The sequence below is a fragment of the Streptomyces sp. NPDC058246 genome, from assembly GCF_042881985.1.
GTDB lineage: Bacteria > Actinomycetota > Actinomycetes > Streptomycetales > Streptomycetaceae > Streptomyces.
Genome location: NZ_JBHVWZ010000015.1, coordinates 117,614 through 141,343, shown reverse-complemented (window position 1 = coordinate 141,343; position 23,730 = coordinate 117,614). Strand labels below are relative to the sequence as shown.

The 23,730-nt window shown below is 71.3% G+C and carries 25 protein-coding genes; 13 read left to right on the top strand and 12 right to left on the bottom strand.

Annotated elements, in window-relative coordinates:
- Nucleotides 1-36: 36 nt before the first annotated feature.
- From ACFVXA_RS22755 to ACFVXA_RS22740, 4 genes are read right to left on the bottom strand one after another with little or no spacing between them, the layout of a single operon-like run.
- Nucleotides 37-1,395, bottom strand: coding sequence for a GH1 family beta-glucosidase (locus tag ACFVXA_RS22755; RefSeq protein ID WP_389747574.1), 1,359 nt, complete (start codon nt 1,393-1,395; stop codon nt 37-39).
- A gap of 29 nt (nt 1,396-1,424) precedes the next feature.
- On the bottom strand, nt 1,425-2,264 hold the full coding sequence (locus ACFVXA_RS22750) for a carbohydrate ABC transporter permease (protein ID WP_362024086.1): 840 nt from the start codon (nt 2,262-2,264) through the stop codon (nt 1,425-1,427).
- Nucleotides 2,265-2,316: 52 nt separating this feature from the next.
- A complete protein-coding gene (locus ACFVXA_RS22745; RefSeq protein WP_362023747.1) occupies nt 2,317-3,315 on the bottom strand; it encodes a sugar ABC transporter permease in 999 nt (332 codons plus the stop codon).
- 14 nt (nt 3,316-3,329) lie between these two features.
- Nucleotides 3,330-4,646: a sugar ABC transporter substrate-binding protein gene (locus tag ACFVXA_RS22740; protein ID WP_362023749.1), complete on the bottom strand. Its 1,317-nt coding sequence runs from the start codon at nt 4,644-4,646 to the stop codon at nt 3,330-3,332.
- A gap of 163 nt (nt 4,647-4,809) precedes the next feature.
- Between ACFVXA_RS22740 and ACFVXA_RS22735 the strand changes: the two genes are divergently transcribed.
- Both ACFVXA_RS22735 and ACFVXA_RS22730 read left to right on the top strand, forming a co-directional pair.
- Complete coding sequence (locus tag ACFVXA_RS22735) at nt 4,810-6,141, top strand: ROK family protein (protein WP_383905591.1); 1,332 nt, start codon at nt 4,810-4,812, stop codon at nt 6,139-6,141.
- A gap of 149 nt (nt 6,142-6,290) precedes the next feature.
- Nucleotides 6,291-7,124 (top strand): alpha/beta fold hydrolase, encoded by an 834-nt coding sequence (locus tag ACFVXA_RS22730; RefSeq protein WP_383905588.1) that lies wholly within the window; start codon nt 6,291-6,293, stop codon nt 7,122-7,124.
- A gap of 13 nt (nt 7,125-7,137) precedes the next feature.
- On the opposite strand, the gene ACFVXA_RS22725 is transcribed toward ACFVXA_RS22730, so the two are convergent.
- The 4 genes from ACFVXA_RS22725 to ACFVXA_RS22710 form a co-directional block, all read right to left on the bottom strand.
- Nucleotides 7,138-8,097 carry an SDR family NAD(P)-dependent oxidoreductase gene (locus ACFVXA_RS22725; RefSeq protein ID WP_362023758.1) on the bottom strand — a complete coding sequence of 320 codons (960 nt, stop codon included), beginning with the start codon at nt 8,095-8,097 and terminating at the stop codon, nt 7,138-7,140.
- Nucleotides 8,098-8,540: 443 nt separating this feature from the next.
- A complete protein-coding gene (locus ACFVXA_RS22720; RefSeq protein WP_383740870.1) occupies nt 8,541-9,353 on the bottom strand; it encodes an SAM-dependent methyltransferase in 813 nt (270 codons plus the stop codon).
- A gap of 169 nt (nt 9,354-9,522) precedes the next feature.
- Nucleotides 9,523-10,188 (bottom strand): HAD family hydrolase, encoded by a 666-nt coding sequence (locus tag ACFVXA_RS22715; RefSeq protein WP_384398533.1) that lies wholly within the window; start codon nt 10,186-10,188, stop codon nt 9,523-9,525.
- 278 nt (nt 10,189-10,466) lie between these two features.
- Nucleotides 10,467-11,504 (bottom strand): PHP domain-containing protein, encoded by a 1,038-nt coding sequence (locus ACFVXA_RS22710; protein WP_390026218.1) that lies wholly within the window; start codon nt 11,502-11,504, stop codon nt 10,467-10,469.
- A gap of 212 nt (nt 11,505-11,716) precedes the next feature.
- On the opposite strand from ACFVXA_RS22710, the gene ACFVXA_RS22705 reads away from it, so the two are divergent.
- The 4 genes from ACFVXA_RS22705 to ACFVXA_RS22690 all read left to right on the top strand — a co-directional run bounded on the left by ACFVXA_RS22705 (nt 11,717) and on the right by ACFVXA_RS22690 (nt 14,087).
- Nucleotides 11,717-11,953, top strand: a complete 237-nt coding sequence (locus ACFVXA_RS22705) for a hypothetical protein (RefSeq protein WP_362023768.1) — start codon at nt 11,717-11,719, stop codon at nt 11,951-11,953.
- A gap of 503 nt (nt 11,954-12,456) precedes the next feature.
- Nucleotides 12,457-12,879: a hypothetical protein gene (locus ACFVXA_RS22700; protein ID WP_383740862.1), complete on the top strand. Its 423-nt coding sequence runs from the start codon at nt 12,457-12,459 to the stop codon at nt 12,877-12,879.
- Nucleotides 12,880-12,882: 3 nt separating this feature from the next.
- A complete protein-coding gene (locus ACFVXA_RS22695) occupies nt 12,883-13,713 on the top strand; it encodes a hypothetical protein (protein WP_389469025.1) in 831 nt (276 codons plus the stop codon).
- On the top strand, nt 13,710-14,087 hold the full coding sequence (locus ACFVXA_RS22690) for a peptidase inhibitor family I36 protein (protein WP_362023776.1): 378 nt from the start codon (nt 13,710-13,712) through the stop codon (nt 14,085-14,087). Before ACFVXA_RS22695 ends, ACFVXA_RS22690 begins: the two co-directional genes overlap by 4 nt.
- Before the next feature lie 263 nt (nt 14,088-14,350).
- Here the strand turns inward: ACFVXA_RS22690 and ACFVXA_RS22685 are convergent, their stop codons facing one another.
- Nucleotides 14,351-15,592 (bottom strand): ricin-type beta-trefoil lectin domain protein, encoded by a 1,242-nt coding sequence (locus ACFVXA_RS22685; protein ID WP_362023779.1) that lies wholly within the window; start codon nt 15,590-15,592, stop codon nt 14,351-14,353.
- Nucleotides 15,593-15,761: 169 nt separating this feature from the next.
- A complete protein-coding gene (locus ACFVXA_RS22680) occupies nt 15,762-16,298 on the bottom strand; it encodes a VanZ family protein (RefSeq protein ID WP_362023782.1) in 537 nt (178 codons plus the stop codon).
- Between the two features lie 222 nt (nt 16,299-16,520).
- On the opposite strand from ACFVXA_RS22680, the gene ACFVXA_RS22675 reads away from it, so the two are divergent.
- Nucleotides 16,521-16,904: a hypothetical protein gene (locus ACFVXA_RS22675; RefSeq protein WP_390026216.1), complete on the top strand. Its 384-nt coding sequence runs from the start codon at nt 16,521-16,523 to the stop codon at nt 16,902-16,904.
- A 78-nt stretch (nt 16,905-16,982) separates the two neighbouring features.
- Here ACFVXA_RS22675 and ACFVXA_RS22670 read toward each other — a convergent pair whose 3' ends face one another.
- Together ACFVXA_RS22670 and ACFVXA_RS22665 are read right to left on the bottom strand one after the other, a co-directional pair.
- Nucleotides 16,983-18,110, bottom strand: coding sequence for a PP2C family protein-serine/threonine phosphatase (locus ACFVXA_RS22670; RefSeq protein WP_389753618.1), 1,128 nt, complete (start codon nt 18,108-18,110; stop codon nt 16,983-16,985).
- Nucleotides 18,111-18,238: 128 nt separating this feature from the next.
- The gene (locus tag ACFVXA_RS22665; RefSeq protein WP_389935869.1) at nt 18,239-19,264 is read right to left on the bottom strand and encodes an alcohol dehydrogenase; all 1,026 of its coding nucleotides are present in this window, start codon (nt 19,262-19,264) and stop codon (nt 18,239-18,241) included.
- A gap of 348 nt (nt 19,265-19,612) precedes the next feature.
- Between ACFVXA_RS22665 and ACFVXA_RS22660 the strand changes: the two genes are divergently transcribed.
- The 6 genes from ACFVXA_RS22660 to ACFVXA_RS22635 are packed head-to-tail and all read left to right on the top strand — an operon-like array spanning nt 19,613 to nt 23,365.
- Nucleotides 19,613-19,819: a hypothetical protein gene (locus ACFVXA_RS22660; RefSeq protein WP_383905574.1), complete on the top strand. Its 207-nt coding sequence runs from the start codon at nt 19,613-19,615 to the stop codon at nt 19,817-19,819.
- The gene (locus ACFVXA_RS22655; protein ID WP_383741006.1) at nt 19,816-20,268 is read left to right on the top strand and encodes a monovalent cation/H+ antiporter complex subunit F; all 453 of its coding nucleotides are present in this window, start codon (nt 19,816-19,818) and stop codon (nt 20,266-20,268) included. Before ACFVXA_RS22660 ends, ACFVXA_RS22655 begins: the two co-directional genes overlap by 4 nt.
- Nucleotides 20,261-20,521: a hydrogenase subunit MbhD domain-containing protein gene (locus ACFVXA_RS22650; RefSeq protein ID WP_362023799.1), complete on the top strand. Its 261-nt coding sequence runs from the start codon at nt 20,261-20,263 to the stop codon at nt 20,519-20,521. The genes ACFVXA_RS22655 and ACFVXA_RS22650 overlap by 8 nt, the downstream gene beginning before the upstream one ends.
- Before the next feature lie 14 nt (nt 20,522-20,535).
- Nucleotides 20,536-21,258 (top strand): MnhB domain-containing protein, encoded by a 723-nt coding sequence (locus ACFVXA_RS22645; RefSeq protein ID WP_390026273.1) that lies wholly within the window; start codon nt 20,536-20,538, stop codon nt 21,256-21,258.
- Nucleotides 21,258-21,605: a sodium:proton antiporter gene (locus tag ACFVXA_RS22640; RefSeq protein WP_362023805.1), complete on the top strand. Its 348-nt coding sequence runs from the start codon at nt 21,258-21,260 to the stop codon at nt 21,603-21,605. The genes ACFVXA_RS22645 and ACFVXA_RS22640 overlap by 1 nt, the downstream gene beginning before the upstream one ends.
- Nucleotides 21,605-23,365, top strand: coding sequence for a complex I subunit 5 family protein (locus ACFVXA_RS22635; protein WP_390026214.1), 1,761 nt, complete (start codon nt 21,605-21,607; stop codon nt 23,363-23,365). Before ACFVXA_RS22640 ends, ACFVXA_RS22635 begins: the two co-directional genes overlap by 1 nt.
- Nucleotides 23,366-23,730: the final 365 nt, after the last annotated feature.

Genomic DNA, 23,730 nt, shown 5'->3' with positions numbered 1-23,730 from the left:
CTCGGCGCACTCGCCCAGGCCGTGCCGCGGCCGCGCTCAGGCCGCGCTGCGCCCCCTCCCGCCATGCGCACGGATGATGTCCGCGTACCGGTGCCCACTCCCCTTGATCGTGCGCTTCTGCGTCTTGTAGTCGACGTGCACGAGCCCGAACCGCTTGTCGTAGCCGTACGCCCACTCGAAGTTGTCGAGCAGGGACCAGGCGAAGTAGCCGGCCAGCGGGACGCCCTTGCGGACCGCCGACACGCACGCCGCGAGGTGCTGCTCCAGGTACTGCGTACGCTCGGGGTCGTCGACCGTCCCGTCGGGGCGCACGACATCGGGATAGGCCGAGCCGTTCTCCGTGACGTACAGCTTGCGGGCGCCGTAGTCCTCCGTCAGGCGGAGCAGCAGGCGCTCGATGCCGGCGGCCTCGACCTCCCAGTCCATTCCGGTGCGGGGCACGCCGAGACGGCGCACCGTGCGCACGTGCGGGGCCGGTCCGGTGGGGTCGTCGGCGACCGTGGACGGGAAGTAGTAGTTGAGGCCCAGCCAGTCCAGCGGTTCGGCGATCGTCTCCAAGTCGCCGGGGAGCTCCGGGAGTTCGACTCCGTACACCTCGCGCATGTCCGCGGGGAAGCCGCGGCCGTGCACCGGGTCGAGCCACCAGCGGTTGGTGTGCCCGTCCAGCCGGCGGGCCGCCGCGACGTCCTCGGGCCGGTCGGTGGCGGCCTCGATGGCGGACAGGTTGTTGACGATGCCGACCTGGGCGCCGGGCACCGCCGCGCGGATCGCCTGAGTGGCCAGGCCATGGCCCAGGAGCAGGTGGTACGAGGTGCGCACCGCGGCCGTGAGGTCCGTCCAGCCCGGAGCCATCCGGCCTTCCAGATGGCCGATCCAGGCCGAGCACAGCGGCTCGTTGAGCGTGGTCCAGTGCTGGACGCGGTCCCCGAGACGCTCCGCGACGGCCGCCGCGTAGGAGGCGAAGTGCAGCGCGGTGTCGCGGACCGGCCAGCCGCCCCGGTCCTGGAGCACCTGCGGCAGGTCCCAGTGGTACAGGGTGACGGACGGCGTGATGCCCGCCTCCAGCAGGGCGTCGATCAGCGCGTCGTAGAAGTCGAGCCCCTTGGCGTTGACCGGGCCGTCGCCGCCGGGCACCACGCGCGGCCAGGCGATGGACAACCGGTAGGCGTTGGTGCCCAGTTGCCGCATGAGCCCGATGTCCTCGCGCCAGCGGTGGTAGTGGTCGCAGGCGAGGTCCCCGTCGTCGCCGTTGTCGATCTTGCCGGGGGTGTGCGAGAAGGTGTCCCAGATCGACGGCGAACGGCCGTCCTCCGCCACGGCCCCCTCGATCTGGTACGCCGATGTGGCCGTGCCCCACAGGAAGTCCTGCGGGAGGGCGGCGAGGTCGATGGTCACGGAAGTCCCTTCGGAATGGGGGGTGTGGGTCACTTGACGGCTCCGGCCGTCAGCCCGGCGACGAGATAGCGCTGGAGGAGCAGGAAGCCCGCGACCACGGGAACGCTCACGACGAGCGAGGCGGCCATGATCTGGTTCCAGTACACGTTGTTGAGCGTGGAGTAGCCCTGGAGTCCGACGGCGAGCGTGCGGGTGGCGTCGTTGGTCATCACCGACGCGAACAGCACCTCGCCCCAGGCGGTCATGAAGGCGTACACGGCGACCGCCACGATGCCCGGGATCGCGGCCGGCACGACGACCCGGAACAGCGCGCCGAGCGGCCCGCAGCCGTCCACCAGCGCCGCCTCGTCCAGATCGCGCGGCACCGAGTCGAAGTACCCGATCAGCATCCAGATCGAGAACGGCAGCGAGAAGGTGAGATACGTCAGGATCAGCCCGCCGCGCGAGCCGAACAGGGCGATGCCGGTGGCGTTGCCGATGTTGACGTACAGGAGGAAGAGCGGCAGCAGGAAGAGGATGCCCGGGAACATCTGCGTCGACAGCACGGTGACCGTGAAGACGCGCTTGCCGCGGAAGTTGTAGCGGCTGACGGCGTACGCGGAGAAGACCGCGATCACCACCGAGCAGGCCGTCGCCGCGCCCGCCACGATCAGCGAGTTCACGAAGTACCGCGCGAGCGGGATCGTCGACCAGATGTCGATGTAGGGGCGGAACGTCAGGCTGCTCGGCAGCCAGCGGAACTTCCCCGTGACGTCGGCGAGCGGCTTCAGGGAGCTGGAGACCATGACGTAGACGGGCACCAGGACGAAGCCGGCGAGCAGGGTGAGGAAGATCCGCCGGGACCAGAGGAAGGACCGCGGTGGGGCCATCGGCGAGCGGGGCGTCGCGGAGGCTCGGGAGAAGCGGGACGCCGTGGAGGTGCTAGACATCGGCCGTCTTCCTTCCTCGGGAGGTCAGCAGCAGGTAGACGCCCGTCACCACGAGCAGGAAGAGCAGCAGCAGGACGGACATCGCGGAGCCGGTGCCGAAGTTCCAGGTGACGAACGACGCCTGGTAGATGTGGACCGAGATGAGGTCCGCGGCCTCCGGAGCCGTCTTGCCGAACAGCACGTACGGCGTGTTGAAGTCGTTGAACGTCCACAGGAACAGCACCAGCACCAGCACCTGGTTGACCGGCCGCAGCGACGGCAGCGTGATGCGGCGGATCCGCTGCCACATACCGGCCCCGTCCAGGGCGGCCGCCTCGTACAGCTCGCCAGGGATGTTCTGCAGCCCGGCCATGACGATGAGGAAGGCGAACGGCCAGCCCTTCCACACGGAGACCGTGAGCAGCGCGTAGAAGCTGTTGTCGCCGATCAGCCAGAAGGACTGCTTGTCGGTGAGGTGCAGCTGGTCGTGCAGGACGTGGTTCACCAGGCCGTTGTCGTGCTGGAACATGAACACCCAGGTGATGACCGCCGCGTACACGGGCAGGGCGTACGGGATGAGGAACAGGGCGCGCAGCAGGCCCCGGCCGCGGAAGGTGTCCTGCATGTAGATCGCGGCCGCCGTGCCGATCAGCCAGCACAGGCCGACCGACAGCAGGGTGAAGCCGATGGTGACGAAGAAGGAGTGGAGAAGCGCCTTGCCGACGGGGGCGCTGAAGTCCACCGACACCTTGTAGTTGTCGAAACCGGACCAGGGCGCGGTGCCCCAGTCGCGGATGTAGAACTGCGTGAGCTCCTTGAAGCTCATCACGATGCCGATCACCATCGGCACCAGGTGGACCAGGAGTTCGAGGACCAGGGCGGGCAGGAGCAGGAGGTAGGGCAGTCCGATGCGCTTGATCCGCCCGGGGCGGCGCGAGCCGCGCGCCGCCCCGGGGGAGTCCTTGCGCACCGTCCGCTCGCCGGATTCGGCGGAGGCGGTCGTGGTGGTCATGACGGTCTCTGCACTCACTTCTTCGGCATCTGCTGCTGGGCCTTCTCGAGCTCGGCCTTCACCGACGCCGTGGTCACCGCGCGTCCGTCGGCCGCGGCGGCGAACAGGTTCTTGACCGCCGTACCGACCGCCGTCTCGAACTGCGACTCGTCGGCGACCTGGGGAAGCGCGGCGGCGCTCTTGGCGAGGGTGTCCTTGAGGACGGCGGTCGCCGGGGAGGTGAAGGCGGCGTCCGACTGCGCGGTCTTGACCGGCGGGATCGAGCTGTACGCCGTGTTGAGGATCTTCTGCTCCGCATCGCCGGTCATGAACTTCACGAACTTCGTGGCGCCGTCGAGGTTCTTGGTGTTCTTGAAGACGGCCAGGTTGATGCCCGCGACCATCGAGTTGACGTTGGTGCCCGTCCCCGGAGTGCCGGACTGCACGGGCACCGGGGCGATGCCGTAGGCGTCCTCGCTCATGCCCTGCGACTTGAGGTTGGCGGACGCGGACTGCCACAGCAGCATGGCGTTCTTGCCCTTGGCGAAGTCGCTCACCGACTGGTTCTGCGCGTACTCGGCGTTGCCCGGGGCGATGATCTTGTCCTTGGCCATCAGGTCGACGTACTGCTTCACCGCGGACACGACACCGTCGTTGGTGAAGTCCGGCTTGCCGTCGGCGGTGAAGAAGTCGGCGCCGTGCTGCTTGGCGAAGACGAAGGTGTGGTGGATGTTCTCCGACGGGTTCGAACCCTCCGCGCCCAGGCCCCACTTGCCGTTCTTGGAGAGCTTCTTGCCGTCGGCGATCAGCTCGTCCCAGGTGGCCGGCGGCTTCGAGATGCCCGCGTCGGCGAACAGCTTCTTGTTGTAGTAGAGGGCGTAGGCCATCGAGTACAGCGGCACCGCGGCCGGGTCCTTGCCCTGCGCGCCCGTCGAGCCGAGCGCCGAGTCGACGAAGCGGTCCTTGCCGCCGATCTTGTCGAAGTTCTTCGCGTCCCACGGCAGCAGCGCCCCCGTGGCCTGGAGCGAGGCGCTCCAGGTGTTTCCTATGTTGAGGACGTCGGGGCCCTGACCCGAGGTGGTCGCGGTGAGGATCCGGTTGAGCAGATCCGACCAGGGCACGACCTCCAGCTTCACCTTGATCCCGGTGTCCTTCTCGAACTTGTCGAGTTCGGGCTGGAGGACCTTCTTGTCGACCTCGATGCTGGCGCCCTGGTTCGAGGCCCAGTAGGTGAGCGTCTTCGGCGAGTCGTTGGACCCGCCCCCCGTCGACGAGCCGCCACCACAGGCGGTCACGGCGGTCAGCAGGGATACAGTGACCGCACCGGCGGCCGCGGCTCGGATTCTGCGCATGGCTCAGGCGTCCCTTTCCAGAGGAGAGCCGTTCGGGAGTGCGTTCACTTCCCGAACGACCATCATGGCTTAATTTAGGACGTGAGTTAAGCCTCGGAAGAAAGTCGCGTCAAGGGATCGCGCAGGGGTATCTTGCAGGTCGGGCAGGCCGGGAGGGACTGACATGGCGGGGCGGAACGGGCGGACAGTGCGTGACCTGCGGCGGGGCAATCGCACCGCCGTGCTGCAACGGTTGTATTTCGACGGGCCGATGAGCCGCTACGAACTGGGGCCGGCCACCGGACTGAGTTCCGGATCCATCAGCAACGTGGTCGCCGAACTCGTCGCCGACGGACTGGTCGAGGAGGCCGGCAGCGTCGACTCCGACGGCGGCCGCCCGCGCACCCTGCTGCGCGTCGCACCCGGCAGCGGCCACATGATCGGCGTCGACGTCGGCGAAACCCGCGTCCGCGTCGAGCTGTTCGACCTGACCCTCACCGAACTCGCCCGCACCGAGCGCCCGTTGGAACGCCAGATCTACGACGCCGACCGGCCCTCGCAGCGCCAGGAGTACGACGTCGACGTCATCGTCGGCCACATCCGCGACGGGATCGCCGAGGTCCTGCGCGAGGCGGACATCGCTCCCGAGCGGCTCCTGGGCGTCGGCATCGGCGTCCCCGGCATCGTCGACCGCACCAAGGAACTCGGCGCGGTCGTGCACGGCCAGACGATCGGCTGGGACGCCGTCCCGCTCGAATCCCTGCTCCGCTCCACCTGCGAACTCCCCGACACCGTCCCCTTCTTCGCGGACAACGGCGCCCGCACCCTCGGCCAGGCCGAGATGTGGTTCGGCGCCGGCCGCGGCGCCCGCAACGCCGTCGTCGTCCTCTTCGGCTCCGGTGTCGGCGCCTGCCTGGTCACGGAGGAGGTGGAGAACGGCCGGTCCGTGGAATGGGGTCATCTGACGGTACGGGTCAGGGGGCGTCGCTGCCGCTGCGGGGCCCTGGGCTGTCTGGAGGCCTACGCGGGCGCGGAGGCGCTCCTCGACCGCTGGCGCGAGGAGGGCGGACGCCCTCCGGAGGGCACCGACGAGGAGACCGCGCTCACCGCGATGCTCGCCGCCGCCTACCCGCCCGAGGACGCCCCCGACGGCGAACCGGATCCGGTGGCGCTCGCCGTCCTGGAGGAGACCGCCGAGTACCTGGGCGCGGGCCTCTCCGACCTGATCAACCTCTTTCAGCCCGAGCGCATCCTCATCGGCGGCTGGGCGGGCCTCCAGCTCGGCACCCGCTTCCTGCCCGCCGTACGCCGGTACGCCGCCTCGTACGCCCTGCGCTATCCCGCCGAGCGTGTCTCGATCGACCTCGGCAGACTCGGTCCGGACGCCGTCACGGTCGGCGCCGCGATCCTGCCGCTCGCCGACTTCTTCGCCCGGGGCGGCAGGCGCGCCGAACCGGTGAGCGAGGGCCGGTCTCCGGCGTGGCGGACGGCCTTGGAGGAGCGGGCGCCGCACTGAGGGGCCCGGTCTTCCGTCGGCCGGCGTGACGACGGCCGACGAGGTCCTCGGCGGCCGGCATGACGTCCGAGGTAATCGACCCGCTCCCCGCGCTCCGGAACCATGAAGGGCGTACCACTCGCCCCGTCACCGGATTCCGGGAGGATCCCATGCCGTACTTCGAGAGCCCCGTCGATGGCACCCGGCTGCACTTCGTCGACTACGGTCCGGCCACGGGCCCGGTGGTCGTGTTCGTCAACAGCTCCTACTTCGGGACGGAGATGTGGGAGTTCCAGATGCTGCCGCTCGCCGCGGAGGGATACCGGTGCGTCGGCTTCGACCGGCGCGGCCACGGCCGGTCCGACGACGTGTGGGGCGGATTCGACCTCGACAGCCTCGCCGACGACGTCGACGGACTGCTGCGCCACCTCGACCTGCGGGACGTCACGCTGGTGGGGCACTCCATAGGGACCGCGGAAATCGTGCGCTGCCTGACCCGGCACGGCGCCGAGCGGGTGGCGAGGGTGGCGCTCGTCGCGGGCATGGCGCCGGGGCCGGCCCGGTCCGCGGACCATCCCGGCGGTGTCGACCCGGCCGTCATCGAGGCCGGCAACGCGGTCTTCCGCCGGGACCGGGCCGCCTTCTTCGCGGACGGAGCCGAGGCGTTCTTCGCCCTCGGCCTTCCCGGGAACGACCTCTCCCCGGCCTACGTCCTGTCGGCGATCAACCGCTGCCACGGCGCGACCGCGCGCGCCGGGGCGGCCCTGGGAGACGTGGTGGCCGCCCTCAACGTCGCACCCGAACTGCCGAAGCTCGACCTGCCGGCCCTGGTCGTGCACGGCACGCACGACGTGTCCGCACCGCTGGAGCTGACCGGCCGTCGGGCGGCGGAGCTGCTGCCCGACAGCACCCTCAAGGTCTACCAGAACGCGGGCCACGGCCTGTTCGCCACGCACGCCGAGCAACTCCTCACGGATCTGCGGGAGTTCATGGCCCGCGGCTGACGTCCCGCGAAGGTCACGCGAACGCGTTCACCCCGGTCAGCTCCGCCGACAGCTCCCACAGACGTGCGGCCTGCCCCGGGTCGATCGCGTAGTCGCGTACGCCGACCCGGGTGCCGTCCGCGGGAGCGGGCTCGGCGATGTCGCAGTCCTCGCAGTACACCCCGCCCAGGCCGGCCAGCTGGGGCGAGGTCGCGGCCCACACCTCGGTCGCCGCACCCTGTTCGGGCGTCTTGAAGCCCTCGGGGTTCAGCGGTTCGCCGTTCTCGTCGATCCAGCCCCGCTCAACCATCTCCTCCTTGGCCAGGTGCCGCTGGAGCGGGGTGAGGATGCCACCGGGGTGCAGGGAGAAGGCCCGTACACCGGAGTCCCGGCCGAGCCGGTCGAGGTGCACGGCGAACAGCACGTTCGCCGTCTTCGCCTGACCGTACGCCTCCCACTTGTCGTAGCCGTGCCGCCAGTGCACGTCGTCCCAGCGGATTCCGGAGAAGTGGTGACCGGCGGACGACACGGCGACGACGCGCGCACCGCCCGGCTCGATCGCCGGCCAGAGCCGGTTCACCAGCGCGTAGTGGCCGAGGTGGTTGGTCGCGAACTGGGCCTCCCAGCCCGGGCCGACCCGCGTCTCCGGGCAGGCCATGATCCCGGCGTTGTCGATGACGATGTCGAGGAGGCGGTCCGAGGCGAGGAACCGCTCGGCGAAGGCGCGCACGCTCTCCAGGTCGCCGAGGTCGAGTTCGTCCACCTCGACCCCGTCGACGCCCTCCAGCGCCTCCCGGGCGACGGCCGGGCGCCGTGCGGGAACGAGGACACGGGCGCCCGCCTTGGTGAGCGAGCGCGTGGCCTCCAGGCCGAGGCCCGAGTAGCCGCCCGTGACGAGCGCGAGCTTTCCGGAGAGGTCGATGCCCTGAAGGACGTCGTCGGCGGTGCTCCGGGCACCGAAACCCGAACCGATCTTGTGCTGTGCAGTGGTCATGTCTCGCACGCTACGAATTGGAGCGGACTCCAAGTCAAGCGGACGCCGCCGGCCGGGTGGGCGGCGGCGGGCTGACACGGGGCGGGCAGCCGACCGCGGACTCGGAACCGGTCGGGTGACCGGCTTCGGGCAGGAAAAAGACCCCGACCGGACGGGGGAATCGCGGCCGGGGTCGTCCATGGTGGGCACGGATGGCGGTCGCCTCCTGGCGAAGGGCTCCACAGGGCTTCAGCCGAACGATCGTCCCTGTGGGCGGAGGATGAGGCCCGGGGACACTGTTCCATCCGCACCCACGTCTGATTCAACGGGAAACTATCGGTGGATGTTCCCTCGGACTCCCTCGGACTCCCTCGGACTCCCTCGGACTCCTTCGGACCCGCGCACGTGCGGTGACGTATGTCACCGGCGACTCACAGAATCGGCGCGTCCGCCGGACCGACCGCTCAGGGTTTGACCGCGAGGGCGCCGAACTGCGGAACCGCGGCGGGAGCGGCGGTCCCGGCACGCCACTGCGAGCACGAGACGAGGCCCGGTGGGATGAGATCCAGACCGTCGAAGAACGCGTCGATCTCCGCACGGCCGCGGGCGGTGATCGGCGGGGTCGCGTTCTCGTTCCAGAACTTCATGGCCTCGACATTGCCCTCGCCGCCCAGGTCGGCGTCGGTGGTGGGATGGGTCAGGGCGAGATAGCTGCCGGAGGGCACCGCGGCCATGACTCGGCGCACGATGTCCTGGGCCTGCCCGGTGTCGAGCACGAAGTTCAGGATGCCCAGCATCATGACCGCCACGGGGCGGTCGAGGTCGAGGGTCGCGGTGGCGCCCTCGATGATGCTGTCCGGGCGGTGCACGTCGGCGTCGATGTAGTCGGTGGTTCCCTCGGGCGTGCTGGTCAGCAGGGAGCGGGCGTGGACGAGCACGATGGGGTCGTTGTCGACGTAGACGATCCGCGACTCGGGTGCGATCCGCTGGGCGATCTCGTGGGTGTTGTCCAGGGTCGGCAGCCCGGTGCCGATGTCCAGGAACTGCCGTACTCCGCACTCGGCGGTCAGATGACGGACCGCCCGGCCCAGGAAGTCGCGGTCCGCGCGGGCCACGTCCCTGATCACCGGGAACATCGAGGCGACCTGGTCACCGACGGCCTGGTCGACCTGGTAGTGGTCCTTGCCGCCGATCCAGTAGTTCCAGACCCGCGCGTTGTGCGCCACGCCGGTGTTCAGCCGCGCGGATCCACCGGACGGGCGCTGGCTCTCACTCACGTCTTCCCCTCTCTGCGCACCCACCGGACCTGCCCGGGCGCACGCGGCCGCCGCAGCGGCATCGGACCGTCGCCGCCATTGTGCCGCCCGCCGATCACGGCGTCCGGGGATTCGGCCAGGCAGCCGGACGGGCCCGTTCTCGCTCTCGCGAGGCAGATCGCCGCCCGGCTCACGCGTCCGCTGCGAAAGGGCTGTCGGGGAGCAGGGCGAGGAGATGGGCCGGGTCGCGGTAGATCGCGCGGGCGCCGGCCTCCTCCAGCTCGGCCCGTGGGATGCCGCCGGACAGCAGGCCGACGCAGGTCACCCCGGCCCGGGTGCCCGCGCGCATGTCCCACACGGTGTCGCCGACGAACACGGCGCGCTCGGGCGGGGCACCGGCCAGCTCCAGGGCGTGCGCGACGGGATCCGGCGCGGGCTTGCCCTCCTCGACGTCGTCGGCGCTCGCCGTGGCCGCGATGACGTCGTCGGCGCCGATCGCACGGCGCAGCGCGCCCAGTTCGGGGCCGCCGGCCGAGGTGGCGAGCACGACGGTCCAGCCGTCGTGGTCGAGGCGCCGCAGCAGCCGCCCGGCGTCCTGGAGGGCGGGAAGGCGGTCGAAGTACGTGCCGTAGAGGGCGGTGTGGGCATGCCGGAGTGTGTCGATCTCGTCGGGGTCCCGGTCCTTGCCCAGCAGGTGGGCGATCAGGTCCTCGGAACCCAGCCCCACCGCATGGTGGATGTCATGCATCGGAATCTGGTGACCGGCCTGCCGGAAGGCCTCCCACCATGTGGTCACATGGAGATGATTGGTGTCGACCAGGGTGCCGTCGACGTCGAACACGGCTGCCCGCTGCATGAGTTCTCCACTCTCTCGTTCCATCCGCACTCGTTTCGCGTGCCGAGCTTTGGTTCCATCCGTGCTCGTCTCGTGTACCGCGTTCTCGTTCCGTCCGTGCTCGTGTCGAGCCTTGGTTCCCTCCGTGCTCGTCTCGTGTACCGCGTTCTCGTTTCGCCCGCGGTCGTCTCGAGCTTTCGTTTCACCCGCACTCGTGCCGCGTGCCGCGTGCCGCGTGCCGCGTGCCGCGTGCCGCGTGCCGCGCGAGTGTTTGCCTCGCGCACCGCACTAGTACCTCCTCAGACGCCGTTCACCCGCGCCGGTGTCTCCCGGTTCCCCGTCCAGGCCAGCAGCTCCTCCGCGGTCCACGTGGTGATCACGCGCTCGGCGGGCACCCCGCACTCCTCGGCCCGCGCGCAGCCGAGGATCTGCCACTCGAGCTGGCCGGGGGCGTGCGCGTCGGTGTCCACGGAGAACAGGACACCGGCGTCGACCGCCCGGCGCAGCAGCCGGCGCGGCGGGTCCAGCCGCTCGGGACGGCTGTTGATCTCCACGGCCGTCCCGGACTCCGCGCAGGCCGCGAAGACTGCGTCAGCGTCGAACGCCGACTCGGGCCGGCCGCGCCCGCCGATCAGGCGGCCGGTGCAGTGTCCGAGCACGTCCGCCAGCGGATTGCGTACGGCGGCGACCATCCGGCGGGTCATCGACCTCGCGTCCATGCGCAGCTTGGAGTGCACGGACACGACCACGACGTCCAACCGGTCGAGCAACTCCGGCTCCTGGTCGAGCGATCCGTCGTCGAGGATGTCGCACTCGATGCCGGTGAGCAGCCGGAACGGGGCCCACCGCTCGTTGAGTTCCGCCACCACGGCCAGCTGCTCGCGCAACCGCTCGGGCGACAGTCCGCGCGCCACCGTCAGCCGCGGCGAGTGGTCCGTGAGCACCGCCCACTCATGCCCGAGCCGCGCCGCGGTCCGCCCCATGTCCTCGATCGGGCTGCCGCCGTCCGACCAGTCGGAGTGCAGATGGCAGTCGCCGCGCAGCAGATCCCGCAGCCGCTCACCCCCTTCCGCGAGCGGTGCCCCGGCCTCCCGTTCCAGCTTCTCCAGATAGCCGGGCACCTCACCGGCCAGCGCCTCCCGCACGACCTGCGCCGTCTTGGGCCCGATGCCCTTGAGCGACTCCAGTGACCCGTTGGCGGCGCGCTCGGCCACCTCGTCGGGAGGCAGCGCGGCCAACACGGCCTCCGCGGTGCGGAAGGCGCGTACGCGATACGTGGGGGCCAGCGCCCGCTCCAGCAGGAACGCGATCCGGTCCAGGGCCTCTACGGGGTCCATCGGCACCTCCTCGTTCCGGCTCCCTCCAGCGTTGCCCAGCCGTCGGCGGCCCGCACGGCGGACGGGCGGCCCCGCGGCGACGGAGTCCCGGCCCCCTCACCCGCCTGGGCGAATACACCGATTCCGGCAGTCCGGCGGCACGAGGGCCGTGGGGGCATGGGCGCTCGAACCGCTCCCCGGCTGACCCGAGCGAACCGCTCTACGCTTCCTGTATGACCGAAATCGCGAGCCCCCACATCTCCAACCCGCGGATCATGGTGCTCGGGGTACAGCCGGGCACGCCGCCCTTCCGCATCATGGAGATCGACGGAGAGGTGGTCGGCGCGGCCAGAGCGATCACCGACGTCCTGGAGACCGCCGCGGCGTACGGCATCACGGTCCACGACCTCGACGACCCGGAAGTGGTCCGCTGGGTGGGCGGCGACAAGCTCACCTGGAAGCCGCACTGACGCGGGCCGGGGGCGTCGCGTGAAAGGCGCAGGACGACCCTAGGACCCGACCGCGCGTGGACGCCGCTCGGCGGCAGCAGCGCAGCCCCGGCGGCGACTCGGGGGCCGGTGTGCCGGGGTGCGGGAATGTCCGCGAGGCGACTCGGGAGTGCGCTGCGGGGAGGCCGGGGGTCTCCGGGCGCGATTCAGGAGCGCCCGGCTGTTGGAGCGGGAGTCCTCGGCTTCTGTGTGGCGCGGCGCGGTGGCGGCCTGGGTGATTCTGGATCTGCCCGGCTGAGGTGTGGTGGCGGCCTGGGCGATTCGGGATCTGCCCGGCTGCGGTGCGGATGCGGTCTGGGGCGACTCGGGAGGGCCCGGCTAAGGCGGTGGGAGCGCGCGGACCTGCGGGTTTCGCGCCGGAGTGAGCTGCGCGGCGATGAATGCCCCCGCACCTCAGCAAAGATCATCACTCGGTGGGAACCGCGTATGCGCTCGCTCCCGCCAGGGCACGTTGATCTCGCCGGGTGATCGCCTCCGCCCCGGCGGTCCGCTTCCCGACGGGAGTCGTCATGTTCCGTGGCTTCGCCGTGCCCGCAGCCGCCCTCGCCGCCACCGCCCTGGCTGCCGCCACCTCCTTCCTGGGCGCTTCCCCCGCCACCGCCGCCGGCGCGCCACTGGCCGGAGACGTGTGCTTCTGGACCGGCGCCGGACAGCACGGCACCTCCTGGTGCTACACCCCACCCGGCTACACGGACGTGCCGGAGTTCCTGCACGACAAGGCCGCCTCCTTCCGCTCCAACGCCGACACCGCGGTGTACGCGATCGACTGGGGCCGCGGCACCTGTTACTACCGGCTGATCCGCGCGCACGACCTGGCCGACAACTGGCCCTGGGGCGCCCGGCTCGACGGCGTCGCCGATACGACGATGGGCTGCGAGATCGGCTGAGGCGTGCGACTGTTCCGCGCGCTGCGCGCCACCGCGCCGGCCGTGCTGGCGCTGCTGGGCCTACTGGGAGCGCCGGCTCTGACCGGATGCGCCATGACGCCGAAGGCGACGAAGACGACCACCGATGAACGGCGCGCCCTGGCGTTGCCCACCACCGAGCGCGGCAAGGACGACCTCATCGACACCGCCCAGCGGGTGCTCGTCGAGCGGTGCCTGGCCCGCCAGGGCCTGACCCTGCGGCACCCGCCGGAAAAGCGCCCACCCGACGAGCGCCCACCCGACGAGCGCCCATCCGGCAAGCCCCCGTCGGACGAGCGGTCCGCCTCGGCCGAGGCGGACCGTCGGCTCCAAGCCGCCCTCTTCGGCCGCGGCCGTCCCGAACTCTCCGTCACCCTGCCCACCGGCTACACCGTCACCGCCCACACCGACGGCTGTCTGGCCGCCGCGCAGCGGGAGTTGTACGGGGACCAGGGCCGCTGGTTCCGTGCCCGGGTCGTGGTGAACAACCTGGGGGCCGAGGTCCAACACCGAATGAAACGTGACCCCGACTACCGCGCCGCGACCGCGCGTTGGACCCGCTGCGCCACCCCGGCGCACGGCACCCGGCCCGTACGCCCCGACCCCGCCGTCTCGGCACGCTGTGCGCGCCGGAGCGGCCTCGCCGGGCTCCGCGCCCGACTGGAGCCGGCGCTGCTGGCCCAGGTCCGCGCCGACCGGCGCGACCAGCTGACCACCTATGAGCGGCTGCGCACCCGCGCACTGCACCGTGCGGCGGCCCTGTACGCCGAGCGGACCGTCCCGGAGAACCCAGAGAAAGGCAGTACCTCCTCGTGATCACCAAGCGCCTCGTCACCTCCGCCGCAGCGGCCCTCCTCGCCCTCGGGGGCGGTCTCGCACTCGCCACGCCGTCCGGCGCGGCGGACTGTCCAAGCGGCAACTTCTGTGTCTGGGAGAACGCCAACTTCGACGGTCAGCGCGCCAACTGGTCGGGGGACGACGGCTGGTGGGAGAGCTGGATCGCCGACACCGACTCCTCCTGGGCCAACCACGGCATCTCGGGACCGGGCGTCAAGGACCACGTCAAGGTCTATGAGGACGCCTGGCAGGGCGGAGCCATGACCATCTGCCTCGGCCCGGGCGAGGAGGCCGGCTACAACGCCGTGGCCAACGACCGCGGCGACTCGCACACCTGGGCCATGGGCTGCTGACCGGCCGCCCCCGGCCAACCGGTTCCGTCCGCCCGCGGTGGGGGCCGCGGGCGGACGGTCGCGAACGAGAACCGTAGGACCGAGAGCCACGCACCGACTGCCCACCGACTGCCAGGCACCGACAGCCGTGCACGGACTGCCACGGACCGACTGCCAGGCACCGACAGCCACGCACGGACTGCCACGGACCGACCAACACGGAGGGCCCGGCGGGACATCCCGCCGGACCCTCCGTCCGCCCGCCCGAGCGGTTTTCTCGCGGCTCAGCCCACCGTCCACTTCTGGGCGGTGGTCCCGTTGCACGTCCAGATCTGCAGCCGTGTGCCGTTGGCCGAGTTGTTGCCCGTGACGTCCAGGCACTTGTTGGCCTGGGGGTTCACGATGTCGTGGGCCGAGCTGACCGCCCACTTCTGATTGGGGCCGCCCGTGCAGTCCCACAACTGGACGGTCGAGCCGTCCGCCGTGCCGTTGCCGGTGACGTCGAGGCACTTGCCCAGCGCGCGGATCGTGCCGTCGGAGCCGACCGTCCACTGCTGGGCGCCGGAGCCGTTGCAGTCGTAGAGCTGTACGGGCGTGCCGTTCGCGGAGTTCGCCCCGGCCACGTCCACGCACTTGCCCGCGAGCCCCGTGATCGGAGCGCCGGTGCCGCCCGAGCTGTCGCTGGTCGACACCGTCACCGAGTCCACGACGAGTTGCTGCGGGAAAGAGGTGGAGCCGTCGGGGTCGCCCGGCCAGTAGCCGCCGACCGCGAGGTTGAGTATCAGGAAGAACGGCTTGTTGAACACCCAGGTGTTGCCGCCCAGATCCGCGGGCGTGCGCGTCTGGTACACCGTGCCGTCCACGGACCACTTGATCGAGTTGGGTGCCCAGTCAACCGCGAAGGTGTGGAAGGCGTCCGCGAAGGCCTGGCCGTTCGGCAGGGTGTACCCGGCGCCGATGCCGCCCGAGCCGGAGTACCCGGGACCGTGGATCGTGCCGTGCACGGTCGACGGCTCGTAGCCGACGTTCTCCATGACGTCTATCTCACCGGAGTTCGGCCAGCCGACCTGCCCGATGTCGTTGCCGAGCATCCAGAACGCGGGCCACATGCCCTGTCCGCGCGGAATCTTCATCCGGGCCTCGACATGGCCGTACGTCGAGGTGAACTTCCCGGAGGTGTTCAGCCGGGCCGAGGTGTACTGGCACGTTCCGTACCAGCACTGGTAGTTGGCCGGATTCTCCTTGCGGGCGGTGATCACCAGATGGCCCTGGCCGTCCAGCGCCGCGTTCTTGTTGCCGGACGTGTAGTACTGCCGCTCATGGTTGTTGACGTTGTCGCCGGTCTCGATCTGCCACTTGGACGAGTCGACGGCCGAACCGGCGGCGCCGTCGAAGTTGTCCTGGAACGTCACGGCCGCGGCAGCCGCCGCGGGGCCCGCGTGGACGGGACCAACAGCGGCGGACGCGACGAGCACGGCGGACAGCGCGGCGAAGAGACATCTTCGGAGCAGGCGTGGGGAGACCATGACTCTCTCTTCCGTACGGCGACCCAGGAGACGGGTGGGCCGACCGAGGTGGGGGGTGGGTGGGGGTACATGCTTCGCCTCTTGATTTAAGAAGTGAGCTAAGGGGGTGTCAAGAGTCTGGTCCGGACCATCTGTTCGGTCTGCCGAGCCGGTTCGTCGCGACCGCGGCTCAGGCCTTCGCCCCGCCGCCACGTCGGTTACGGCGACGGTCGCGCGGGTGCACCACCCGGCCGAGCCGGCGCCCCAGCAGCAGATAACCCACCAGGGCCCCGGCCGTGTTGAGGATGACGTCGTCGATGTCGAAGGCGCGCCCGGTGATCAGCGCTCCCTGGACCAGCTCGACCAGCAGCATGACCGTGGCGGTGATGGCGAGAACACGCAGGATTCCCCGGGTCTTCGGGGCGAGTACGGGCAGCAGCACGCCGAAGGGGACGCCGAGCAGAAGGTTTCCGCCGATCTGTTTGACGGCGTCGCGCAGCTCGGGCTGGGAGAGATAGGCGTGCAGGGACCGACCGGGGTGGAGGTTGCTGTGGACCAGTGCCTCCGACGCCGGGGACGGCTCCAGCGTCAGCCGGGCCAGCGCGGCGGCGAAGGCCACCATGGCCGCGAAGGCGAACAGCATGGCCAGCAGCCGGACGGGAAGGGGAAGTGCCTTCGCCTCCCGAGGGGGTGGCGATGTCCGACGTCCGGTTTTCGCGGCACGCATGCGCAACGCCGTACGGACCATGCGATCCTCCCGATGTCAACCGCTCTCTGAGTAACCGCTCTCTGAGTAAGGGCAATTACCCCTGATGCGGGCTTCGATGCCGGGCGGCACGGCTCGGAGTGAGGCCAGCGGGCCGGGGCGCCGCGCCTCGCTCACGCGGTGGACCGTGGCCGCGCGGCCCCTCGGGCACCGCGAGGACGGCGACGACGTCGGCGCCTGTGGATGTCGACCCCGCTGTGGCTGTCATGGTGTTTTCGTGGTGAGTGCGCGTCGCAGGAGGGCTTCGGAGGCCGAACCTACGGCCGGGCCCGCGTCGGCTTCCTGAGGGGACACCGCGAGATCGCCCGCGCCGCACTGGACGGCAGCCAGCCCGTACCGGCCGGATCGGAGACACCCTTCTCCCGGACGCACATCCGCATGCTGCTCGGGCAGCTCCCCCTCGGCACCGCCGACCTCGACGTCCTCGCCGTCCAGCTCACCGCCGCCCTGGACGGTCCCCTCCTGCTCTATCTGTCGGCGTCCGACCTCACCGAAGCCACCCCCCAGACCGAGGAGCGGATCGCACAGGGCTGGCAGGACCTCGCACAGCGCGTCTGCCGACCTTGATCGACAGGGTTTCTCCTGTCGTCGGTAGGCGTCGGCTGGAGTCGGTAGGCGTCGGTGACGGAGGCGCGGCAGGCGCGGTCACAGGCGCACGATGACCAGGGCCGTGTCGTCGGTGGCGCCGTCGGGCGGGAGCAGGTCGGCCAGCAGGGCATCGGCGAGGGTGTCCGGGTCGGCAGCCCGGTGGCGGGTCAGAGAGCCGGCGAGCCGCGCGAGACCGGTGTCGATGTCCTCGCCGCGGCGTTCGATCAGTCCGTCGGTGTACAGCACGAGAAGGGCGCCCTCGGTGAAGGGCGCGGTGGCCTGGGGCCGGGGGCCGTTTTCGGGGCGGGCGCCGAGCGGAGGGTCGGTCGCCTGGTCCAGGAACACGACCGTGCCGCCCGTCAGAAGGACCGGGGGCGGGTGTCCGGCGCTGCTGTAGGCGATGGTGCGGGTCTCCCAGTCGATGAACGTCTCGGCCGCGGTGGTGTTCTCGGCGCCGTCGACGGAGCGGGCGTACAGGTCGAGGACTTCCAGGGCCCGGGCGGGGCCGTCGACGACCCGGGACACGGCGCTGAGCGCACTGCGCAGTTGCCCCATGACGCAGGCCGCCGTGAGTCCCTTGCCGACCACGTCGCCGATGGCGACCGCGATGCGGCCGCCGGGCAGGTCCAGCAGCTCGTACCAGTCGCCGCACACGTTCAGCGCTCCCACGGCGGGCCGGTAGCGGACAGCCGCTCGATGGCGGCCGACCGGGCGGGGAGCGGGCAGCATCGCCTCTTGAAGGCTCAGCGCGACCTCGCGGGCGCGCATGAGTTCGGTGACGTCCTCCACCCGGTGCAGCAGCAGCGCAACCCGCCCGTCCGGACCGAAGACGGGGACGTTGATCAGGCTCCAGTACTGCTCGTCCGACGCCCCGGGTCGGTCGGGGGCCGCGATCTCGTAGCGCTGGAGCGCCGCGTCGCGCTCACCGGTTTCCGCCACCTTGCTCAGGGCCGCCTCCAGGTGGCGCAGGACCGCCGCGGCGGGGTCGTTCGGGCGGTCGGGGACCTGGTCGTTCAGAGGGCGGCCGACCACTTGCTCACGGGTACGGCCCAGCATGCGCAGGAACTCGTCGTTGGCGTCCGCGTACAGCAGCTGCCGGGTCAGCAGCGCCACCGCACCCGGGAGAGCCCGGAACACCGCCGTGTAGTCGATCTCCGGCGTGTCGCCGATCTCCGGTTCCGTCACGTCAGTCCCGCCTCGACGCCCCCGCTGGTGTGCCTTCGGACCCGCTGCCTAGGGATCCGCTGGAGGAGTTCGACTTCCCCTTCCCGCCCTCGCGCGGGGAAGGGGAAGAACAGGGCGGTTGCGCCACGTCAGCCGCTGGTCAGCACCATCCGGAAGCGGGCGGCGCCGGACATCATCTTCCGGTACGCCTCGTCGGCCTGGTCCAGCGGCACGGTCTCGATCATCGGCCGGATCCCGTGCAGGGCGCTGAACGCCATGGTGTCCTGCACGTCCTGCGCGGTGCCGGCGGGGTGCCCGCGGACGATCCTTCCCTTCAGGAGCAGCTCGTTCGGGCTGATCCCCAAGGGGTTGGCGTCCGCGCCGATGACCACCAGCTCGCCGCGGTGGGAGAGCCCGTCCACGGTCGCCGTGATGGCGTCGGAGTTGGCGGCCGTGGCCAGGACGACGTTGGCGCCGCCGAGGGACTGCAGCGCGTCCGCGACGGGGGTGTCCGCCGTGCTGTCGATGTAGTGGTGCGCGCCGAGCTGCTTGGCGAAATCGGCCTTCTCGGCTCCCCGGGCGATCGCCACGGTCTCGAAGCCCATCGCGACCGCGTACTTCACCCCCAGGTGGCCAAGGCCCCCGATGCCGAGTACGGCGATCAGATCGCCCGGCATGGCGGAGCTGCGCCGCAGCCCGTTGAACATGGTCACCCCCGCGCAGGCCAGAGGCGCCGCGTCGGGCGCCGCCAGCGCGTCGGGGATCCGGGCGAGGGCGTCGGCGGGTGCGATGACCGAATCGGCGAAACCGCCGTCGTACGCCCATCCCGGGACCTTCAGGTTGTCGCACACGATGAAGTCGCCCTGCCGACAGGGCGTGCAGTGCCCGCAGCTGCCGCCGAACCAGCCCACCGCCACCCGGTCGCCGACCTGCCAGCCCCTGTCCTCCATGTCCTCGCCGAGCTCCTCGATGTGCCCGGCGATCTCATGCCCGGGAACCACCGGGAACCGAACGCCCGGCATCAGGGCGTCGACGAACAGGGCGTCGCTGTGGCAGATACCGCAGGCGTCCACAGCCACTCGTACGTGACGGGGGCCCGGCTGCGGCACCTCACGCTGGACGATCTCGAACGGACCGCCGGCGGCGGCCACCTGCGCGACTCGATAAGTGCTCATGAGGATCTCTCCGGGGAACGGGAAGGACCGCCCGACGGCGACCGACGACGGCCCACGACGCCCCCCGTACCAGCACACCAGCTTCCGCCCGATCACGCGCGCCGAGGCGCAGGCCCGGGACCGGATACCGCTGCCGGAAGCAGGTCCGGAGCCGGACAGCGCTGCCGGAAGCGGTTCCGGGGCCGGATCCCCGTAACTGCCCGGTTTCCCTTCGCTCTGTCAGGGCACTCCGGGGAACGGCCCCTTCGCGCGCCGCCCGCTCGCGGCGATTCGACGGTGCTTGGATGACGTGACCGAATGCGGATATGGGTGGTCGAAGTGGCGAGCGAGGGACCCCGGAGGTGGCGTATGGATCGGCGTACGGCGTTCCGGGTGAACCGGCGTGCGGCGCTTCGGGGTGCGCTCGAAGTCCTGGCCTGGTGGGCCGCCCTCGCGGTGCTGTGGCTGGTTCTCATCAGCACGGTGGACACGCTCGAACTGATCGTCGGGGCCGCCGCCGCGCTGGTCTGCGCGGTCGCGGCATGGCGCGCGCGGCGGGCGGTGGGCGGCCGGTGAACGGCTGGACCGTCACGGCGACGGCCGCCCTCGCCGGGGGAGTGGGCGCAACGGTCTGGGGCGTCGCCACCGGGCCGCTGCGGCGCCGGGTCGTCGCACAGAACCTGTCCACCTCACTGGCCTGTCCGAGCCTGCTCCTCCTGGCCCAGGGCTACCAGCGGCCGTCGTACGTCGACCTCGCCCTGGTTCTCGCCCTGCTGGGCCCGGTCGGCACCCTCGTCTTCGCCCGACTGCTCGCCGACGACCTGGAGAAGGACCCGCCGAAGTCCGCCTGGCTCACCTACGCGGTCGCCGGGTTCGGTGCCGTGGTCGTGCTCGTCCTGTGCGCGGTCACCGGCCCGGGCCGGGCGATGGTGAAGCTGCTGGTCGTCGGCGCCCTGCTGATCGGCGGGAACCTCATCGCGTCGCGGGCCCTGGCCGCGGGTTTCGCGGGGAGCGGCGATGGATGACCCGCTCATCGTCGTCGCGCTGCTGCTGGTGGCCGCCTGCGCCACCGTGGCCGTCGCGGTGCGCGAACCCGAGCGCCAGGCCCTGGTGCTGGCGGTCCTCGGCACGACGCTGGCCGTCCTGTTCACCGTGCTCCAGGCCCCCGACGTGGGCCTCTCCCAGCTGGCCGTGGGCTCCGCCCTGACCCCGCTCCTGCTGCTGCTCTCGGTCCGCAAGGTCCGGCGGCGCGGGCGGAAGAAGGACAAGGCGCGGTGACGCGGCGCGTACGGATGATGATCCTGGCCGTGGGCGGCGCGGGCCTCGCGACGCTCCTCGTCGCGGCCTGCCTGAAGCTGCCGGGCTTCGGCGGCGCGTCACACCCGTACGGGGACCGCGTGGTGCGCGCGTCGCTGGGCCGCCGCACCGCCAACACCATCGCTTCCGTCAACTTCGACCTGCGCGCCTTCGACACCCTCGGCGAGATGAGCATCCTCTTCGCCGCCGTCCTCGGCACGGTCGTGCTGCTGCGGCAGACCCGCGACGAGCGCCGCGCGAAACCCGAACCCGCGTACGTGGCGCTCCCGGTCCGCCGTTACGCGCTGATCGTCCTGCCCGTCGCCCTCCTCACCGGCCTCTACGTCATCGCCCACGGACAGCTCAGCCCGGGCGGCGGCTTCCAGGGCGGCGTCGTCGCCGCCACCGCCCTGCACCTGCTCTATCTCGGTGCCGACTACCGCGCCCTGGAACGGATCCGGCCGGTCGGCCTGTACGAGGTGGGCGATGCGCTGGCCGCGTCCGCCTACCTCGTCACGGGCCTCGCCGGGCTGCTGGGCGGCACCGCGTTCCTCGCCAACACCCTGCTCCCGTACGGCACGTTCAACACGCTGTCCTCCGGCGGGACCGTCCCCCTCCTGAACGCGGCCATCGGCATGGAGGTCGCCTGCGCGGTCGTCGTGCTGCTCGCCCGCTTCCTGGACCAGGCCGTGGAGATTGAGAAGGAGAGCGGGAAGTGATGTCCGTACTGCCGTACCTCGTCGCCGTGTGGATCTTCCTCGTCGGCTGCTACGGGATCGCCACCAGCCGCAACCTCATCCACGCCGTGGGCTGCCTCGCGGTCTGCCAGTCCGCCTCGTACGTCCTGCTGCTGGCCGTCGGCTATCGCGACGGCGGCACCGCGCCCGTCTTCTCCGACCTGAAGCCGGGCGCGCGGCCCGTGGTGGACCCGGTGGTGCAGGCACTCGCCCTGACCGACGTGGTCGTCGGGGCCACCGTCACCGCACTGCTGCTCGCCCTCGTCATGCAGGTGTCCAAACGCCACGGCACCGTCGACCCCGACGAACTCTCGGAGCTGCGCGGCTGATGAACCACCTGCTGCCCCTGCTGGTCGCCGTACCGCTGCTCGGGGCCGGACTGCTCGTCGCGTGCGGCCGCCGAATGCCGCGCGTCGTCGCCGAGACGGTCGGCTGTGCCGTCTCCGCGGGGACCGCCGCTCTCGCGATCGTGCTGCTGCTCAACTCCTCGCCCCCATTGGTCGAATGGGTGGGCGGGTGGAAGCCCGAGGAGGGCGAGGGCGTCGGCATCGTCCTCGTCGGTGACGGGCCGGCGCTCGGCATGGCCGCTCTCGCCTCGCTGCTGACCCTGGCGGCCCTGGCGTACTCCTGGCACTACTTCGAGGAACCGCCGCGCCGCCATGCGGGATCCTTCCCCGCCCTGATGCTGCTCTTCCAGGCCGGCATGTGCGGCTTCGCGATCGCCGGGGACCTCTTCAACGCCTTCGTGTTCTTCGAGTTGATGAGCGTCGTGGCATACGCGCTGACCGGGCACCGTGTCGAGGAGGCCAAGGCCGTGCAGGGCGCGCTGACCTTCGGAGTCATCAACTCCCTCGGCGCGTACGGCATGCTGCTGGGGATCGCGCTGCTGTACGCGCGCACCGGCGAGCTCACCCTGGTGAAGATCGGCCGGGGCCTCGACCAGCACGACGGACCCGACGCCCTCACCCTCGCTGCCTTCGTCCTCGTCCTGACCGCGCTGCTGGTCAAGGCCGCGGCGGTGCCCTTCCACTTCTGGCTGCCGGACGCGCACGCGGTCGCGCCGACGCCGGTGTGCATGCTGCTGTCCGGAGTGATGGTCGAACTAGGCGCGTACGGCGTCTGGCGGGTGTACGGGACGGTCTTCTCCGGACCCGGCGGGATCCCGGCGGCCGACCTGGAACGGGCGCTGATCGTCCTCGGCGTGCTGACGGCCGTGGTCGGCGCGGTCATGTGCTGGTACCAGCGGCATGTGAAGAGGCTGCTCGCCTACTCGACGGTCGCCCACATGGGGCTCTTCCTGATCGGCATCGGATGGCTCGCGCCCGAGGCCGACGACGGCGTCGCGCTGTACATCCTGGGGCACGCCGGTGTGAAGGCCGCCCTCTTCGCCTGTACGGGCATCCTGCTCGACCGGTACGGCAGCGTCGACGAACACGCGCTGCACGGGCGCGCCCGGCGGCTGCGCGGGGTCGGCGTGATGTTCGTGGCCGGCGCCCTGGGCCTCGCCGGGCTGCCGCCCTTCGGTACGGGGCTCGGCAAGGCGGTCACGGAGGAGGCCGTCGGGGGACCGCTGACCGTGATCTTCGTCGCCGTGTCGGCGGTGACCGCGGGCGCGGTGCTGCGCGTCGCCGCGCGCGTGTTCTTCGGCCTCGGACCGGAGCCGGAGAGCGAGTCCTCCTACGAGACCACCGGTTCCGCCGAGGAACCGGAGACCCGGCACCGGCTGAAGCGGGTGCCGGACTCGATGACCGCGGTCCCCGCGCTGCTGCTGGCCGCGTCCCTCGCCGTCGGTGTGGCGCCCGGCTTCGCCGGTGTGGTCGGGCACGCCGTGAGCGAGGCGGGGTCCGGCGGGGCGGTCACCGCGCCCCACTGGACCCTCGCCGGAGTGCTCCTCGGCCTGACCTCGACGGTCTTGGCCCTGGGCCTGGCCGCGCTCGCCGCCACCCGCCCGAGGCTGCTCGGGGAGCAGCCCTGGACGGAGCGGCTGCGCCGCCTTCAGTCCGGCCACATCGGCGACTACGTCGCCTGGATGCTGGCGGGCGCGACACTGCTGGGCGCGCTGGCGCTGCCGAGCATCCTGACCGGCTGAGCGGGGCAGCCCCGCCGCCGTGTGCGGGCCGGGGGCGGCGCGCCCCCGTTCCTGCGGGTGAGTGGGCCGGGGCTGTGTCGCCCCCGCTTGTGCGGGTGTGTGGGCCGGGCTGTAGTCGCCCTCGTTTCTTCGGGTGTGCGGGCCGGGGCTGGGTCGCCCCCGCTTGCGCGGTTGTGTGGGCCGGGCTGTAGTCGCCCTCGTTTCTTCGGGTGTGCGGGCGGGGGCCGGGTCGCCCCCGCTTGTAGCGGTTGTGTAAGCCTGAGCTGCAGTCGCCTTCGCTTCTTCGGGTGTGCGGGCGGGGGCCGCGGCGCCCCCGTTTCCTCGGGCGTGCGAGTCGGGGCTGGGTCGCCCCGTTTCTGCGGGGG